Annotated in this window: 15 protein-coding genes and 1 pseudogene; 5 read left to right on the plus strand and 11 right to left on the minus strand. The window is 48.1% G+C overall.

Features of this window, described 5'->3' with window-relative positions; all coding sequences use genetic code 11:
- Positions 1-123: 123 nt before the first annotated feature.
- On the minus strand, positions 124-1,791 hold the full coding sequence (locus J0895_RS22945; RefSeq protein ID WP_207090314.1) for a Ppx/GppA phosphatase family protein: 1,668 nt from the start codon (positions 1,789-1,791) through the stop codon (positions 124-126).
- A 298-nt stretch (positions 1,792-2,089) separates the two neighbouring features.
- Between J0895_RS22945 and J0895_RS22950 the strand changes: the two genes are divergently transcribed.
- Both J0895_RS22950 and J0895_RS22955 read left to right on the plus strand, forming a co-directional pair.
- Positions 2,090-2,974 carry a 4-hydroxybenzoate solanesyltransferase gene (locus J0895_RS22950; RefSeq protein WP_207090315.1) on the plus strand — a complete coding sequence of 295 codons (885 nt, stop codon included), beginning with the start codon at positions 2,090-2,092 and terminating at the stop codon, positions 2,972-2,974.
- A gap of 402 nt (positions 2,975-3,376) precedes the next feature.
- Positions 3,377-4,291, plus strand: coding sequence for a M23 family metallopeptidase (locus J0895_RS22955; RefSeq protein WP_207090316.1), 915 nt, complete (start codon positions 3,377-3,379; stop codon positions 4,289-4,291).
- A 152-nt stretch (positions 4,292-4,443) separates the two neighbouring features.
- Here the strand turns inward: J0895_RS22955 and glgA are convergent, their stop codons facing one another.
- The 3 genes from glgA to hemC form a co-directional block, all read right to left on the minus strand.
- Entirely contained in the window at positions 4,444-5,871 is a 1,428-nt protein-coding gene (glgA, locus tag J0895_RS22960; RefSeq protein WP_207090317.1) for a glycogen synthase GlgA, read from the minus strand.
- Positions 5,872-6,014: 143 nt separating this feature from the next.
- Positions 6,015-6,740, minus strand: coding sequence for a glycoside hydrolase family 108 protein (locus tag J0895_RS22965; RefSeq protein WP_207090318.1), 726 nt, complete (start codon positions 6,738-6,740; stop codon positions 6,015-6,017).
- 126 nt (positions 6,741-6,866) lie between these two features.
- Complete coding sequence (gene hemC / locus J0895_RS22970; RefSeq protein WP_207090319.1) at positions 6,867-7,835, minus strand: hydroxymethylbilane synthase; 969 nt, start codon at positions 7,833-7,835, stop codon at positions 6,867-6,869.
- On the opposite strand from hemC, the gene J0895_RS22975 reads away from it, so the two are divergent.
- Complete coding sequence (locus J0895_RS22975; RefSeq protein WP_207090328.1) at positions 7,776-8,354, plus strand: hypothetical protein; 579 nt, start codon at positions 7,776-7,778, stop codon at positions 8,352-8,354. The two genes, hemC and J0895_RS22975, sit on opposite strands and share 60 nt — an antisense overlap.
- A gap of 647 nt (positions 8,355-9,001) precedes the next feature.
- The gene (locus tag J0895_RS22980) at positions 9,002-9,646 is read left to right on the plus strand and encodes a P-loop NTPase family protein (RefSeq protein ID WP_207090320.1); all 645 of its coding nucleotides are present in this window, start codon (positions 9,002-9,004) and stop codon (positions 9,644-9,646) included.
- A 229-nt stretch (positions 9,647-9,875) separates the two neighbouring features.
- Here J0895_RS22980 and J0895_RS22985 read toward each other — a convergent pair whose 3' ends face one another.
- From J0895_RS22985 to J0895_RS22995, 3 genes are all read right to left on the minus strand, one after another.
- On the minus strand, positions 9,876-10,448 hold the full coding sequence (locus tag J0895_RS22985) for a hypothetical protein (RefSeq protein WP_207090321.1): 573 nt from the start codon (positions 10,446-10,448) through the stop codon (positions 9,876-9,878).
- 1,313 nt (positions 10,449-11,761) lie between these two features.
- Positions 11,762-12,022 carry a hypothetical protein gene (locus J0895_RS22990; protein WP_207090322.1) on the minus strand — a complete coding sequence of 87 codons (261 nt, stop codon included), beginning with the start codon at positions 12,020-12,022 and terminating at the stop codon, positions 11,762-11,764.
- Positions 12,023-12,057: 35 nt separating this feature from the next.
- Positions 12,058-12,309 carry a hypothetical protein gene (locus J0895_RS22995; RefSeq protein WP_207090323.1) on the minus strand — a complete coding sequence of 84 codons (252 nt, stop codon included), beginning with the start codon at positions 12,307-12,309 and terminating at the stop codon, positions 12,058-12,060.
- Between the two features lie 13 nt (positions 12,310-12,322).
- Between J0895_RS22995 and J0895_RS23000 the strand changes: the two genes are divergently transcribed.
- The gene (locus J0895_RS23000) at positions 12,323-13,093 is read left to right on the plus strand and encodes a pentapeptide repeat-containing protein (RefSeq protein WP_207090324.1); all 771 of its coding nucleotides are present in this window, start codon (positions 12,323-12,325) and stop codon (positions 13,091-13,093) included.
- A gap of 603 nt (positions 13,094-13,696) precedes the next feature.
- Here J0895_RS23000 and J0895_RS23005 read toward each other — a convergent pair.
- From J0895_RS23005 to J0895_RS23020, 4 genes and pseudogenes are all read right to left on the minus strand, one after another.
- On the minus strand, positions 13,697-15,454 hold the full coding sequence (locus J0895_RS23005; protein WP_207090325.1) for an NAD+ synthase: 1,758 nt from the start codon (positions 15,452-15,454) through the stop codon (positions 13,697-13,699).
- 56 nt (positions 15,455-15,510) lie between these two features.
- A complete protein-coding gene (locus J0895_RS23010) occupies positions 15,511-16,227 on the minus strand; it encodes an NUDIX hydrolase (protein ID WP_207090326.1) in 717 nt (238 codons plus the stop codon).
- Positions 16,228-16,231: 4 nt separating this feature from the next.
- Positions 16,232-16,810: a nicotinate-nucleotide adenylyltransferase gene (locus tag J0895_RS23015; protein ID WP_207090327.1), complete on the minus strand. Its 579-nt coding sequence runs from the start codon at positions 16,808-16,810 to the stop codon at positions 16,232-16,234.
- Positions 16,811-16,993: 183 nt separating this feature from the next.
- A pseudogene (locus J0895_RS23020) lies at positions 16,994-17,315 on the minus strand (nicotinate phosphoribosyltransferase); the annotation flags it as partial.

Below are 17,315 nucleotides of genomic sequence, written 5' to 3' on the forward strand. Positions count from 1 at the left end.
AGGGCGGGGTGGTGACTCTGGAGGGGTGCCCCTAGGGCGGGGTGGTGACTCTGGAGGGGTGCCCCTAGGGCGGGGTGGTGACTCTGGAGGGGTGGTGAAGGCTGGGTCGGGGTAGGGGTTGGCTCAACACTCGCAACAGTGAGATGCACCCGGAACCGGAACCGCTTCTAGTTTGGGGATTAATTGAATGTCATATTCTTCTTCAAATACGATTTTTTTCTGGTCGAGACTCCAGAGTTCTAACACGCAGGGGTCATCGACTTCGTTGGGATGGAGGATTAAATGCAGTTGTTTGGTGTTGGGGAAATAGCGGCAATCCAACTGAGCGATCGCCCCAACTTGTCGGCGGTCTAGGGCAACAGCCAAGCGCAACAAAGCACTCAATTGACTGACCATCTTGCGATGTTGCTTACTCGACAAATTCCGATAATTATCATGCTTTTTCTTCGGGGCACTTTGGCGGTGATAGCGGGCGAGATTGGCGATGATTTCCACCTCGGTATCCGTATATCCCAGCAATTCTCCATTGCGAATCAGATAGTAGGAGTGTTTGTGATGAGCCGAATGACTGATATGAATGCCGCAGTTATGCAAAATTGCCGCTGACCAGAGTAATTCTCGTTCATTTAGACCCCAGTCATGGAGTAACCCTTGGGTGCGATCGAATAAAGTCAGAACAAATCCGGCAATTCGTTCGGCAGAGTCGAGATTAACCTGGTATTTTTGGGCAATTTTCAGGGTACTGCGTTGACGGATGGAACTCTGGTAGCGCAGACGGTCCTCGATTAACCCGTGAGTGAGCATCCAATCGACAATGACCCCTTCCCGCAGCGATCGCTCGCAGACGGTGAGGGAGTCCATCTTCAACAAAGTCATCGCTTCGAGCAAAATCAAAGCCCCTGGGAGGATAATTTCAGCGCGCTTGTCCGAAATCCCTGGAATGGCTAACCGTTGATGGTAGGAGAGTTTCCGCAAGCGGTGGACAAACTCGGATAAGTCCTTTAATTTGAATTGATATCCAGTCAGGGGAGAGGGTTCGAGTCCCTGTTTTTCTCGGGCGATCGCCACAGCCAGGGTTTCAATGGTTCCCGAGGTCCCCACCAACCGAGGCTGTTCATCGAAGTACAACCGCGCCTGCAACTCCTCCACTGGACGCTCTAACATCCCGCGAATGTATGCTTGCAAAAAGTCAAACTCGCTGTTACTAATGGGATCCGTGGTAATAAATTCGCTCGTCAGACGCACGGCCCCAATTTTCGTACTACTCAGGGAACGGGGTTCATGACCATCCCCTAAAATGAGTTCCGTGGAACCGCCACCAATATCAATAATGATGTGGGGTTCTTCATTAAAATCCATTCCCGAGAGAACACCGAGGTAGATGCGTCGCGCTTCTTCCTGTCCAGAAATTAAACTGACTCGCAGTCCCAATTCGGCTTCGATTTCTTTGAGAAAGTCCCGTCCATTGGGGGCTTCGCGCATGGCTGAGGTGGCAACAGCCACCACTTGTTCTGCATGGAGACTCTCGGCGCGTTGCTGGAAGCGTCGCAGCGCGCTTAGGGTGCGTGCCATGACGGACGGTTTGAGGTTGCCGGTTTTGATGTCGCGATCGCCCAGACGCACGGTTTCTTTTTCCTGGGTGATAATCGTAAAGGCGGGTAAGGTTGGTTCAATTTTGACCACCACCATGTGCAGGGAGTTCGTTCCCATATCGATCGCCGCGAGAATATGTTCTTTCCCCACATCGGGATCCGGAATCCTCACGATGGGAACGGATTTGCTCAAGGTCATTGTTTTTTCCTCCAGGAGATTAAGGCGGCGATCGCGTGACTAAGGCTGGGGTGCAAGCCGGAATCGAACCGGAATTGAGGAATATCTCCGGTCAAAGATGCGAAATTTTGCATTCTTTGTGTTGGATTGGCTTAACTCACCCGGAGGTTGCTGATTAAGGCATTGACAAATTTTCGCTCTGGATGACAAGACTGCATCCAACCGATATCCCGGGGTTAGGGATCGATTCCACTGTTGAACCCAAGATAACGATATCTTATTTAATGAAACCTGTCGCGAATTAATTTAAGTAAATGTAATGTTAACGTCACAACCCAACCCGAGCGAACCGACTTGGCAAGCCGTCATCCGGCTGTTACGCTGGAATAAACCTGCCGGACGCCTGATTTTAATGATTCCGGCGCTGTGGGCCGTATTTTTAGCGGCGGAAGGAACGCCCCCGGTACTTCTGGTTGGGGTGATTATTTTAGGCTCTTTGGCAACCAGTGCAGCGGGTTGCGTGGTCAATGATCTGTGGGATCGGGATATTGATCCCCAAGTGGAACGCACTCGCGATCGCCCATTGGCATCCCGCCAACTGTCTATCAAAATTGGCATTGGGGTGGCAATAGTGGCTTTATCCTGTGCAGGGATTCTAGCACTGTATCTCAATCCCCTCAGTTTTGGCTTATCTGTAGCGGCAGTCCCGGTGATTATTGGCTATCCGCTGGCGAAACGAGTCTTTCCGGTGCCTCAGTTGGTCTTATCTATTGCCTGGGGATTTGCGGTACTGATTAGCTGGAGTGCAGCGGCATCTCACTTAGAGACCGCCACCTGGATTTTATGGGGGGCCACGGTGTTATGGACCTTGGGATTTGATACCGTGTATGCCATGAGCGATCGCGAGGATGATCGCCGTTTGGGGGTGAACTCCAGTGCCTTATTTTTTGGCGATCGGGCGGCAGAAGCTGTCGCAGTCTTCTTTTTGGCGACTGCTGGATTGTTGATTTGGGAGGGGATACGGTTAAATTTAACCTTCCCCTTTTGGGTTGCCGTGGCGATCGCCCTTCTGCTGTGGAGTTGGCAATATCTCCAACTGCGCCAGGAAGACATCCCCAGAACCACTTACGGCCAGATTTTTGGTCAAAATGTTTGGATCGGATTTGTCTTACTCGCTGGCATGATTGCCGGGATTTTAGGCTGAATCTAGTCCTTGAGTAGCGACAATCAGGGACTGGATTCCAACCATTCTCTCTCTACTGGTTCGTTCAGTTCTATCCAAAGGGGGATAATCTTGCACCCAGGATTCAGATACAGTAGAACCATAACAAGCCGCACCCCTTCAGGTGCTCATAAGACAGGCCCTTGGCCTTTTTAATAATTCCCATAAGAGACAATCCCGTCCGAGTCATTCGGACGGGATTGTTGGTATTTGGGCCGTTTGCATCACCCCAATTTCTAAAATTTTTTCCCCTAAGAGAAGAAACTACTGCGGGAGTGCAGGGCTTGAAAAATCATGTTAAAATCGAACCAAAAACCTTGATTCTCCGAAATTAGCCTGAACTTTGAGATAAGGTTCACTCTCGATAATTATCCTGGAATTGCTATGATTTTATCCCGTTGGCTGATTTTATTGCCCACCCTTTTCTCCCTGACCCTGACTCCCTGGAGTGCCACGGCCAATACCGAACCGCAGACGAATAATTGTCCGGCCATGTTGGGACTTCCGACACTCGATCGCATTCAACGTCATCGGATTGCAAATGGTGAAACGGTGGAAAGTATCGCCGCGCAATATGAACTGAAACCGGAAACCCTGATGGGGATGAATCCGCCTCTCCAAGGGGGTTTAGCGCCGGTGGGAACTGAGATTCGGATTCCTCCTGTTGATGGGATAGAGGTCCGAGTTCAACTGGGACAAAGTTGGAACGACTTAGAAGCAATTTATAAGATACCGGCAGCGGCAATTTTTGATAATAATGGCTGTTTAGTCTCTCCTCCTCTAGTTGTGTTTGTTCCCGGGGTAATCTGGTCAAGTACAAATCCAGAAGGGTCCAGAACTGTCACATCTTTTGTAGACCCGACTTTGAATCCAGTTCCCGGTTATCCCCTCCCGGTAGAAGCGGAACCGATTTTAAGATTTGGCTATACTCGGTTAAATTCAGGGAGTGGAGAACCGAAGTTTCATAGTGGGATTGATTACAAGGCGGCGATCGGGACTCCAGTATTAGCGGGGGATAATGGGGTGGTGGTTTTTGCAGGCGATCGCGGTGCTTATGGCAATCTCATCGTGATTAATCATCCCGGCGGCAAACAAACTCGGTACGCCCATTTGAGTGAGATCTCTGTTACTGTGGGTGAACAGGTGCGGCAGTCTCAACAAATCGGCAGGGTGGGTTACTCGGGAAATCCTGACAGCAGTGAACCCCATCTCCATTTTGAAGTTCGCGCCACGTCTGAGGAGGGATGGGTAGCAGAAAATCCCGAAGATTTCATCCGTGCTCAAATTTTAGGACGGTAATTTCTCAAATTCTCTAAGATTTCGTGGGTAATGTAACAGTTAGAAGCCGGGTTTCTTGCCAAAAGTTCGGCAAAGAAAGCCATCAATTAGGAATAGAAACCCGGATTATTTCAGTCTTTCTGGTTATGGCTATTTCATCCTGTAATCATCGCCTAAGATTTAGCGGTTTCTGCTGCCGCTTCTAACGCTTCGGGTTCTTCGGTAATGCCATAGATGGAATGATACATCTTGACATACTCTTTCGCCGATTTATTCCAGCTAAAGTCTTGCTGCATCCCTCGGATTTGGAGTTGTTGCCAATAATCCTTATAACGATAGCCTTCCCAGGCGCGGATCATACAGGTAAATAGGTCTAAGGTTTCATAGCGATCGAAACAGTAACCCGTCCCTTCCTTGGTCATCGGCTCATGGTGAGTGACGGTATCCACCAAACCTCCGGTGCGACGAACGATGGGAACAGAACCATAGCGCATGGCTAATAATTGACTGATTCCACAGGGTTCAAAGCGACTCGGCATCAGGAAGGCATCGCTTCCGCCATAGATGCGACGAGAGAGGGAATCATTGTAGAGTAAATAGGTGGCCATGCGTCCGGGATAGCGGGTTGCCAGTTGCCACATTTGGGTTTCATAGTTGCGATCGCCGGTCCCAAGCAAAATGAACTGGGAATCGGTATAAGCCATAAATCGGTCGAGGATCTGAATCGTCAAATCCAAACCTTTTTGCTCCACCAATCGGGTCACCATCCCAATTAAGAAGGCTTTTTTATTTACCTCCAGTCCCACTTCTTCTTGTAGAGCAATCTTGTTCGCCATCCGCTTGTCGATGGTTTCAGGGGTGAAATTTTGCTCCAGATACTTATCGGTTTCGGGATTATAAGAATCCGTATCAATCCCGTTGACAATTCCGACTAATTTACTGCTAATAAAAGACATTAACCCTTCTAGGGTTTCGCCATAAGCTGGGGTCTGAATTTGCTCGGCATAGGTGGGAGAAACCGTATTAACCAGATTGGCATACTGTACCGCTGCAGCCATTGTATTATGACCTTGCATATACCAGGGGCACCAGGTCATCTGCTCTAACTTCCAGCGCCAAGGTCCTTGATAGGCTAAATTATGAATCGTGAAGGCAGTGGCAATATCAGGGGATTGATTCATCCAGACTGGAATCATTCCGGTATGCCAATCGTGGCAATGGATTAAATCCGGTTTCCAGTGGTTCCAGGCAAATTCCGCTGCACCATTGGAAAACAGGGTGAACCGCCAATCTTCATCTTCCCCGCCATAAATCCGCCGGGGTAGAAACGAGGGATGTCCAAATAAATACAAGGGGACATCGGTTCCGGGTAGGACGCTTTCATAGACGGAGAAATCCTGGAACATGGCATAGCCGGACCAAACTGGGTCTTCGGGAATGTCCATTTTATCCGGGAGAAAGCCGTAGTAGGGAAGAAAGATGCGGACGTCATGTCCCATCTGTCTGAGAATTTTGGGCAAGGATCCGACGACATCTGCCATGCCACCCACTTTAGCAATGGGAGCCGCTTCTGCGGCAACAAATAATATTTTTAACTTCACTCGCGTAGTTCCCTTAAGTTATCCGTACCGCCATCATACCTGTCGAGGGGTATCGTAAATCTGGGACGGGGTAGAGATGTTTGGATGAAAAAGGGGATGGCGAGGGGGTCAATGCTTCAGGGGTGGCTGCTGGGAGATGGCTGCTATCGGCTGGTTTTGAGGGTATCGACGACTTCTTGCAGCAAGGCGATCGCCTGCTGGAGTTTTTTAAATACTTCTTCTGATTTTTGCTCGGATGTTGTCGGGTTCGGGGGTTCCTGCATTGGAGTTTCATCCGGTAATGGCGCAACTGAGGAGAAGATGGGAGATTTCTGCGGTGGCGTTCCGGTGGTGGATTGAGCCCATTGCTCAATATAGGCGAGTAAATCGCGATCGCGGCGTAACCATCCGTCTAAAAATATCTCCTGACTGGGATTAGCTTTAACGCGCTGATGACGATAGGCAATCCGACTATGACAATACCGTTTCGCGGTTTCCAGATTGTTGTATTTCTCCAAAGCGCGTTGGGTATTCGGGCCAAATTTGCCATCAATGCTTAATTCCCCGATCGCTTCTTGTAAAAATTCAATGCTGCCGGGGACATGAAAATTGACGGCAGTATCGAAGTGCACGATACTCAAGGGCAAACACATTACATCGGCTTTGGACAGTTTCCAGTAACGGTGAAAATAAATCTCTTCCAGTTCTGAATCGGTTAGCAAATGGACCGATTGAACCGATAAGCCTTTGTTGCGACAATAGGTATTGTATGTATCTTGGCTAATTCCGCGATTGACGGCACCCGCGAGGTCCTGCGGGTGTCCGGCCCCGCCTTCCCATTTGAGGGTAAACTGTAGCGCAGTGGCAAACGGGTTATTGGTATGAGTCATGAAATTTTGGGTACTCCGATCGCAAGGGTGAAGTAGAGACGCATTCAATGGCAGCGTCTCTACTAAAATTCACTCAGTCAAGGTACTTACCCGTACTATCCCAGTAAAATTTCTCCCTTGCCTGGATTAACTGCGCTGAATTTGAGCAAAGATTTCATTGAGGATTTCTTGTGCACCCATTTGACGCAAGGTTTCGGCGAGTTGGATGCCGAGTTGTTCTGCTTCGGTGGCGGGCCCTGTGACTGTCTCTTTGAGGAGTCGCTTGCCATCGAGACTGGCAACCATGCCGGTTAAGGTGAGGTTGTTGTCTTGGATCTGGGTATTGACGCCGATGGGGACTTGACAACCGCCTTCGAGTCTGCGTAAAAAGGCCCGTTCTGCATAACAGCGTTGAGCGGTTTCCCAATGTTCTAGGACTTTGATCAGTTCTAAGATTTCTGGATCGTTGGTGCGGCATTCGATGCCGAGTGCACCTTGTCCGACGGCGTGGAGGGAGATTTCAGGGGCAATTACTTGATGAATGCGATCGCCCATTCCCAGTCGTTGTAACCCCGCTACGGCTAGGATAATGGCGTCATACTGTCCTTCATCCAGTTTGGCTAATCTCGTGTTTAGGTTTCCCCGAATGTCTTTAAACTCCAAATGGGGATAGTGATGGCGCAATTGAGCGAGTCGTCTCAGGGAAGAGGTGCCAATCACGGTCCCTGGGGGTAGAGTGTCGAGTTGCTTATCTTTGTGTTTTTCATGGACTACCAAAGCATCGGCGGGATTTTCCCGTGCGGTGATGCATCCGAGGATGAGTCCTTCCGGGAGATTGGTGGGTAGGTCCTTGAGGGAATGGACGGCGAGATCGGTTTCTCGCTGCAGCATTCCGACTTCTAATTCTTTGGTGAACAGTCCTTTATCCCCAATTTTGGCAAGGGCGACATCGAGGATGATGTCCCCTTGAGTGCTCATGGTATGAACTTCAAACCGGCGATCGGGAAAATGTTTTTGGAGTTGTTCTTGCACCCAATGGGTTTGCACTAGAGCCAATTGGCTTTTTCTCGATCCAATGTGAACCGTGAGGGGAGGTCCGGAAACAGTAGCGTTCATAATCTTGCGGTTGAGTGGCTTACGCCGAATACGGTACTTCAATATAGACTAGACTACCGCACTACTTGCCTGGAATTGGCGGTGGGGATCGGTGCAATTGCCGGGGGTATGGGGCTACTTGATTCGGTTGTCTGGGGTAATTTGGGTGGGAATGCTCTGGGCGATCGCCTCAAATCGCGGTTCCGCTTTGGTGTTTCTCGATCCTCTGGGGCGATCGCCATCGATCCCCGCTACCGTTCCAAAATTCTCCCCCATCCCCATCGGCTGATTGTTACATTTTATGAACTCCCCCCGCGAGACCCTCTCTCCAGTCTCCCCAATCTTACTCTTCTAGGATGCCGCTACAGTTTGGGGTGCGATCGCCCTCCCTCAGACAAAAAAGAGGGGACTGGAGGCTGTCTCAATCAGCATCTGGGTCAAAAATCTGGACTTGTCAGAACCTCCCCTCAATCTTTCCCCCTCTTCCCCCTTGCGATCGACTCCGTGAAAATACATATATCTTTACAAATCTACAATTAGATAAATTCATCAGACCGGCCTGGTCAGTTAAACTAACTCCAGAGATAGAGGCCAAAACCGAGCTGCCAATGGGAGGGGGGTCAAACAACCTGAAACCTAGAGGAGGACGAGAAAAACCCGTTCCCTCGGTTCTAAAAGACTTTTGACTTGCTGGAGTATTCCGCCTTGTGGCTACAACCTGTGGAATATACGGAGATATATATTTTGGTAGATTTCAAAATACCGCAATAGGCTTTAACATATTTAACTACTGGGGTTGGGGTTCAGGTGCCAGAGGGGAGCCAGTTCTTCCACGGGTCTCAAAATCTTCTAAATTTTGTATCTAAATTTACAGATTTTTATCCCAATTTAGAATTAAGAAAAAACTTTAATGATTCCTCTTTCTAGCGGTGACCACTTTGTTTAGGAATTGTCCAATTAATTGAGATAGAGGTGCTATATAACTCGGTCATTCAGATAGGGTAATTAATTCAACCAGAACCAGAATGTGGGGAGACTGAAATTAATTATAACTTGATTCTTTGATTGATATCCAATTTCACCGATTCGCCCAGACTTGTTCAAAAAATCTATGCTGTTAGGTAGATTATCTTTCCCTAAATCTTAAACTAAACTTAAACTTAATAACGGAAGCAACCACAAAATTTATGAAAAATAATAGAAGTATGAAAAAAATAGCAATTATCGGTCCTAAAGGAGCCGGAAAAACCACATTAGCTCATCACCTCTGCTCAATTGTGAAAGTAGAGGTCATTCATGCCAATGCCATCCTAGGCCAATCGGAAGAGTGTGTGGCAACGGAATCTCAGGGCGAAAACCCCTTGGAGAGCCATCTCCAAAAACCAGCTTGGATTATAGAAGGAGATGGAGACCAGACGAATTCAGATTTTATTTACGGGCGGCGTTTTGCTGCTGCTGATACAATTATCTGGTTAGACTTATCCCAGAATGTTTGTGTGTGGAGACTGTTAAAAAGAGTATTTCAATCTGAGGGTAGATTGAGGAAATTTTTCTTAAGTAATTACCCGAAAAATATCCAGGAGTATGGTTTTTTACAAGGGTTGATCCAGACTTGGAACTATATGAAACAAGAGCGTTCTCTGGTCCGGGAAAAAATTGACCAATGTTGTGGAGATAAACGAGTGTTTATTCTTCGCAGTCCATCAGAGGTCAAAGACTTTTTGGATGTGATTCAGCGAGTCAATGAACTCTCGGTTTCTCCGAGTCAATTCAACGCTTACAAAATTAATAGAGGAGTAACTCAGTTGGTCGCTGCTCCTGCAGTGAGTTAGTGTATCTTGATGAGAAATACGGACTCAATTAACTCAACCCAATTTAAGAATCAGCTTCAATTTCTGAACTTCAAAACCCTGAAAAACTCAGGGTTTTGGAATCCTAAAACAGGCCGGTTAGATGAATATAAATAGGGCTTGTCCCGATGTCTGGATGAACAGGGATTTAATGATGAAGGCGATCGCACCGCCTAAAGTTTAGGGTAATTCTGCCCTTATTTTAAAACAGCTAATTTCCCGGATAATATTCAATTAATTTTAGATCGGTTTCTGCGATCGCCCCATTATGTTGATATTGATATCGAGTAATACCAATGCCGGGGACAAAATAAATATTCATTATATCCGGTGCAGTTCGGAAAGTTAAATGATACTGAGTATGACTCTCTCTGGATGAAATTCCCTGGACCTCTAACCCTACTTGCTCCGATGTCTCAACGTTCCATCGATATCCCCCATCTAGGCGCGTGATTTGCTCTGAGGGACCAAACGCTTTCCCCGGAATTAAAGGCAGATCTAGCAAGAGTTCTAAGTCTTCCAATAGGTTCACCAAAACATCCGCCTCATCGGTTAACCGTTGTAAGACCAGTCTGGCTCTTTCATCACTGACTAAATAAAACTTTCCCGGGGACACTTCAATAATCAGATGGTCTCCCCGTTCTTTGCCTTCACTATACCAGGCTACATCAGCGGGATATCCTTTTAAAATTGCAATTTTCAAAGGTCCGCGTTCAAAGGTATCTATCACTTCCATTTTCCAGGTGATCGGGGTTTGCTTGACTTGACCTGAATTTGTAGGCATCCACTGAGTCATTCCTTCATAAATCCAGTAGCTTCCTGGAACGAGGGGAAAATCTACGCTTGCTGTTTTTGTAGTGACAGCGATAGGGGAGATCGAGTCTTTTTGGATTTGGATAACCTCGCGAACTCCCAAGAAAAAGAGGGTGAATATTGCTAAAAAAAACAGCCACTTAGGTTTCATGAAATGCCCGTCTATAATAATGCAGGTAAATAACGAGAACGAGAAAAAAGATTTCGCCCCAGGGTTTGTTAAAAGAGTACCGATTGAGGCAATCTAAATCGGGATTATTTGCTCGATCCCGTTGTCCGTGAATTTAGCCTTGATGGGGAGATCTGCGAAGGGAGATAGAGTCTACTTCAGTGCGCGATCGCCGGACTTTCTAAGCTGATTTCCCTGATGAGGGACTCTTTCAGAAGTGCTGACTGGGATCTCGACCGATCCGATCGCCCTGGAATCTCCCATTAGAGGAACGCTGGGATTGCCTTGGCAAAAGATCATGGCCTAGGTTTGTTCATGGGATCCCAGACCTACCCAGTGGCGATCGCCTTGCAACTGCGGAATGAACTGGGGATGGATGTCACTTCTCCCCGGCGATCAACAAGAGGCGATCGCCCCTTGGATCGTGGCAAATATTACCACAGGAACCGATCCAGGTCTGCTGCATCACCGCATTGTCTAAAGCAACGTTCACCCTGGCCTTTTTAAGAGTACCACTGGGTCGCTAAAATTTAGGTCACGGATTCCCCATGAAAATTTCCGGGGATATTTTGTGGCAGATCCGCCCCATTTAGCCAATGTCTATGAGACGCTGGTTGCAACCCCCGTCTTGGGTCTGTCCTCAAGGCGATCGACACGACTTCATCATATATAGCAACCCTAAATCATTCTGACAGAGATAAAGCGCGTTTTCTAGCTCGTACTCCTAGTAGTCGGTTTGAGCAAATTAAAGCCCAATCTCTCATTTTTTCCTAGGGTTTAGTCACTAAGATGCTAAAATATTGAAGGGAATCACTGTTTAAATCTTGGAGAATTATGAGATTGATTGCAAAGTCTTGATAATTCAGCCAAGTAACCGCTTTTGAAAGAGTTGACTCACCTGATCCCCTATCTGAATCGGTCTGTTGTTCAGGATTCATCAGTCCAAAAGAGAGAGCCAGCCAACCCCAAAGTCTGGCTCAGAAGACATTGAATTGGATGCTGATCCGTGGAATAAAAAATTAGAAAGATAACTAATCAGGAAGTAACGGGCAAAGTTTTAATTGACTAGAGACTATCAGAAAGTCTGAAAAATCAGCTAGGGCAAAAGCGTTAATTCAGTCCCCTTCTCTCTCGGCCTCCAGACACTTTCCTAATACCGAATTCATTTGTTCAACCGCCTCTTGAATGCGATGCAAATGTTGAATGCAGGTCGTGATTTCCCAGGTATTGCCAAAACAGGCTAATAAATAGGTAGACTGGTGAACGATCTCTAAGGGGGCCAGAAACTCGTTGCCAACCGTCTGGATCAGACGTGCTTTCAAATCGTACAGCGGCTTGGGTTCTGGGGATTGGCCGGAGTAAGGCGAAGTTGACATAGGGATTTCCCAATCATTAATATAGCTAATATCCCCTAAAAGTTTTCCTGATGCAGCGATCGCAGACGAGGGGTCCGGTGAGTCCGTCTGGGTTGACAGTGTGACTGAACTCTACAGAATTCAGTGAGGACGATCACATTGCCACCCCGAAAATCCCCGGGATTGACCCGTTGGCAACTCCCCAAACCCTTTACAATAATCAAGTGACCTCTGGGGTCAAAATGTTGATTCCAGCGTTGATTCCACGGGTTTTTCCCAGGGCGAAATTCCTGTGTTTCTGTAGCCATTAAGGTATCGACCATGAACCGAAAATTTATCCTTCCTGCCGTCTTATTCAGTACCCTGTGCTTGACGAGTATTGCCACTGCTGAAAATGTTCAACATACTCAACAACTGCTTTCGACCAAGCAATGTACCCAGTGTGACCTCAGCGGTGCGGGTTTGGTGATGGCAAATCTGGCGAATGCTCAACTGAGTGGGGCAAATTTGGTCCGGGCTAATCTGAGTCGTGCTCAACTGACAGGGGCGGACCTCAGTGGTGCGGACCTCAAAGGTGCATCTTTGTTTGGCGCGAACCTGATGGGGGTGAATCTCCAGGGTGCGGATCTGCGGGGTGCAGATTTGCGAGAGGCGTATCTTGTGGATGTGGATTTAACCGGGGCACAGTTGGATGGGGCAAATCTCCAAGGGGCGATCGGGGCTCCGAGGACCGCCTTAGCAGTAGAGGATGTTTATAACTGGGGCGTTGCTGAAGCCCAGCGCAACAATCACCAGAAGGCGATCGCCTATTTCAATCAGGCATTAGTCCTGGATCCGGAATTTGCCCCGGCCTATCTCGCACGGAGTATCGTTCGTGCGGATACCGGAGATTTCTCCGGTGCTCAGGGCGATGCCGAATATGCGAAACAATTGTTTGCTATTCAAAACAATACTCAGGCTTTTGAAGCCACAGAGGTCCTGATTGCTCAAATTGAAGCGGCGCAAAATCCAGAAGAAGCCGAGGGAGGCGGGGGCGGTTTTATGCGTTTTGTCGGTTCGATGGGGGTACTGTTGCTGCGATTAATGTTGTAAACCTTTTGTATGATAGTGAGCTTTTGGAGTTGACCGGCTTAGGGGTAAATCAATTGAATCTCCCGCAGACTGGGCGATCCCCGGCTTGGAAGTGCCAATTTTGGGTGGATTTACGCAGGGAGTGCGATCGCGATCGCATTCCCATTTGCTCAAATCTCACCAATGCTTTGCGATCTGAATCACTTACTGGCTCTGGTTAATCAGCGATTCTACTAATAGAGGAATTGAATCGGCCATTGACAAGGAAGGTGCGCGAATGATTTGGGAAAAACTATTTTTATCAGCGATAATTACCTTAATACTCAGTGTTTTTGCTAGTGGTTCTGACCAATTTACCCCGCAACGACACTCGCAGCAATCGGATCAGGGATACCGATCGCCCCTGGTGATGCTCATTAAATAACTCAGCCATCGAGTTGATTGCATCTACTCTCGTGCATCTACGTTTTACAATTTTTTATTCTAGAAACCCCATAACCCTTTCCCATCAATCATCACGCCTTCTCCCACCCCGATTTCCGCTACATCCTGGGGGTGTCGGTAGACAGGGCGGATCAATAAAACCGGCGAAGGTTAAACCCCTCGCCGGTTGTCGATTGTTCCTTATTCAGCACAGAGGGGAAGCGGAGGAACTTTGGCGGCGATCGGCATTCGCCAACCTGTTCCAAAGGCGCGATCGGTGACTTTCAATCCCGGGGGGGCTTGTCGTCGCTTAAATTCAGCCCCATTTAATAACTTCACCACCCGTTGCACTAAGGCAGGTTCATATCCAGCAGCGACAATTTGAGGAATCGATTCATGGTTGTGAATCAGGCGATCGAGAATATCATCGAGAATGTCATAAGGCGGCAGGGAATCTTGGTCAATTTGTCCCGGTTTAAGTTCAGCACTTGGGGGTTTACTCAAGACACTTTCAGGAATAATAATTTTCCCCGGTTCTCGGGAATTGAGCCATTGACAAATGGCATAAACTTGAGTTTTTGGAACATCAGAAATAGCGGCTAATCCGCCATTCATATCGCCATACAAAGTACAATATCCCACGGCCATTTCTGATTTATTCCCGGTGGAAATCAGCAGATATCCAAATTTATTGGAGATTGCCATTAATAAATTACCGCGAATCCGCGCTTGCAGGTTTTCTTCGGTGACATCCCGGGGTGAGTCGGCAAACAAATCCTCTAGGATCCTGTCATAACCTTCCATTAACTCCTCAATGGGAAGGGAATAGGTTTTCATGCCGAGGTTTTGGGCGAGTTCAAGTGCATCAATCACCGATTGTTGGGAGGTATGGGGGGAAGACATGAGGACGCCGAGAACATTGGAGGGTCCGATCGCCTCACTGGCGATCGCGGCAACTAGGGACGAATCAATCCCGCCACTTAACCCAATCACCACTTTAGAAAATCCACATTTGCGGGTATAGTCTCGTACTCCCAACACCAAGGCGGACCAAATTTCTTCCGCTTGAATCAGGGGTTTTGCGGGGGGTGGGGTGACAGGTTGGGAGGCGATCGCGAGGGAAAGCGGACGTAAATCTCGGATTTTTTCATCTAACTCCACCGCTAGTAAATCCGCTTGAAATCCCGCAGCGAGGGCCACCCGTTCTCCCACTCGGTTAAACGCAACGCTATATCCATCAAAAATCAAGTCATCATTGCCTCCAACTTGGTTGGCATAGATAATCGGTTTGCGATAACGCATAGCGACATGACTAAGCATCGCTTCTCGGAGTTTTTGTTTTCCCACACTGTAGGGAGAGGCGGATAAATTAATAATGACATCGGCCCCTTCTTCGACTAAATTGGCAATGGGATTACTGGGATATTGGCGTTTTCCCCAAAATTCTTCATCATTCCATAAGTCTTCGCAAATCGTGACGCCGATGCGGATGGGGGGAGAAACCTCGGGGTCAGAGGGAATGCCGAATTCGCCTAAATTAAAATAATTACTCACATAGGAGGGTTCAAAATAGCGATTTTCATCAAACACATCGTAAGTCGGCAACAGACGTTTGTGGAAATATTGATGAATTTTGCCATTGAAGAGTAAGGCGATACTATTATATAAAGATTTGCCTCCGGTGGTAGGGGCGAGGGTATGGGTTTCTACGGTTCCTACTAAGACGGCGATCGCCGGAGGTAATTCCTGGGCCAGTTGTTGTAATTGGGTGGACATTGCCTCGATAAAACTGGGACGCAAGAGCAAATCCCGAGGCGGATAACCGCACAAAGAGAGTTCAGGAGTCAGCATCAGGTCAATTCCTTGGGCGGCAGCTTGGGTGGCAGCTTGCCGAATCTGTTGGGAATTGCCTTGGAGATCTCCAATGGTGGGATTGAGTTGGGCGATCGCAATTTTCATGATATTGAGTGACCAATGGGGGGATAAACGGGTAAAAATTTGAGTTAAAACTATCCCTAAATAAACACTAAGGGTTTATCTTTCAAAGGAGCAAATGCCTCAGCATCAAAGCGGTAAAGGGCTGCTGGCCGTCCTGCGCCGCGAGACACTTTCATTTTTGTATCGGATAAAAAGCCCAGTTTGAGAATTTTGGCCCGAAAATTAGAATAATCGGAGAAATTTTCCCCTAAAACTGTGGCATAGAGTTGATACAGTTCACTGAGGGTAAATAATTCCGGCAGCACATCAAAGGCGATCGGGCTGTACTCCAGTTTGTTTCGCAGGCGGCGATGACCATATTCAACCATGCGATTGTGATCAAAAGCCAGATGCGGCACTTCATCCAGGGGATACCAGGCAATCCCCCGGACTCCAGTTCCCATGAGTTGGGCTTCTTCAAACCGGACTAAGGCAAAATAGCTCACGGACAGATAACGCAAGGGTTGTGAGTCGGAAAGTTCGCGGGGGTCGCGTCCGGGTCCGGCAAAGGTGTACAGTTGTTCTAGGTAGAGATTCTGGACTTGGATTTTTTCGGATAAAATGCGATAGGCTGCATCTTCCAGGGATTCACCCGGACGAACTAAAGTACCGGGTAAACTCCATTGTCCAAGAAAGGGTTCACTTTCGCGCATGACCAAGAGAACCAGCAAGCGATTTTGTGCGGGATCGACGGAGAAGATTGCATTATCGACTCCCACTTTAAAGTTGAGTGGAAGGCCCAAAGACGCTGCCATTGGTTTAGCTCACATCCTGATAGGCGTATAAGTTTTCCCGCTGGATATAACGGGCAACTGGGGGGGTGAGAACTTGTGAGGTTTGGGTTTGACGATAGGCAGTGGAGGAAACATCGGGAAGATGCAAGTCGGCGATCGCCACGGATGCTCCCATCTGCCGGAGTTGGTCTAGTTCTGGTTCGTGGATGGGGTTTCCGGGTCGTGGGACAACCAACAGATTGACTTGAGAGAGCAACTCTTCCACCTGATACCACCGAGGCAATTGGGGGATTAAGTCTGACCCAATTACCAGATACAGTTCAGCCTCGGGCCATTTTTGGCGGGCAATTCGCACCGTTTCTAAGGTCCGGGGTTGGCTGAGTTCAGCATCAAAGTAGAGATTATCCCGGTGGTTGTCCGGGTCTGCCATCAGCAACTGTAACATCTGCGATCGATGGCACAGGGGGGTTTGATGAGACTTAAACGGGTTGTCTGACGCCCAAACTGCTACAGCATCAAACTCTTGAGACAGCCAACTGACAATCTCTTCATGAGCTTTGGTCGGGGGGTCGGCACTGGTACCAAAAAGTGCAAGGGTGATCATTGTTAGATCAGGGGGTGAGAATGACAAAATCTATCAATGCTAGAGTGCTGAGTTGGAAAGTCACCCGGGTGGATGAATCAATTCCTCACCACTCACGGAGGAAAACAGAAATTGAGGGTCAAGGCAAAACTGGCTGATGGTGCACCCGGCCTGTTTAAAATAGTCTGAGGTAGAAAAACTGACTCACATTTTATAATTTTCTAAGGTTTCTGTGGTCAGGGTTTGTAAGGGAGTTGAAATCTCTACCGATGCGCTACTGGGTTGATTGATCCGGCGAATTTCTGGGGGAAGAGACTCGACGGAATGCCTGGTTCTTTCGGCGATCGCCTCCAACATTTCCGGGGGATGAACCCGCTGTCCCTCTTTGAACAGAAGCTGCATCATCGGCACTTCACCGGATTGAAGTTGCTCACTGACCAATCCCAGGCGATCGCCCACAATCTGTCCATCCTGATAGCGTCGGAAAATCTGCTTTCGTCCGGGATAGCTGACTTTGCCGCTAGAA

This window comes from Phormidium pseudopriestleyi FRX01 (genome assembly GCF_017313335.1).
GTDB classification, from domain to species: Bacteria; Cyanobacteriota; Cyanobacteriia; order Cyanobacteriales; family Laspinemataceae; genus Laspinema; species Laspinema pseudopriestleyi.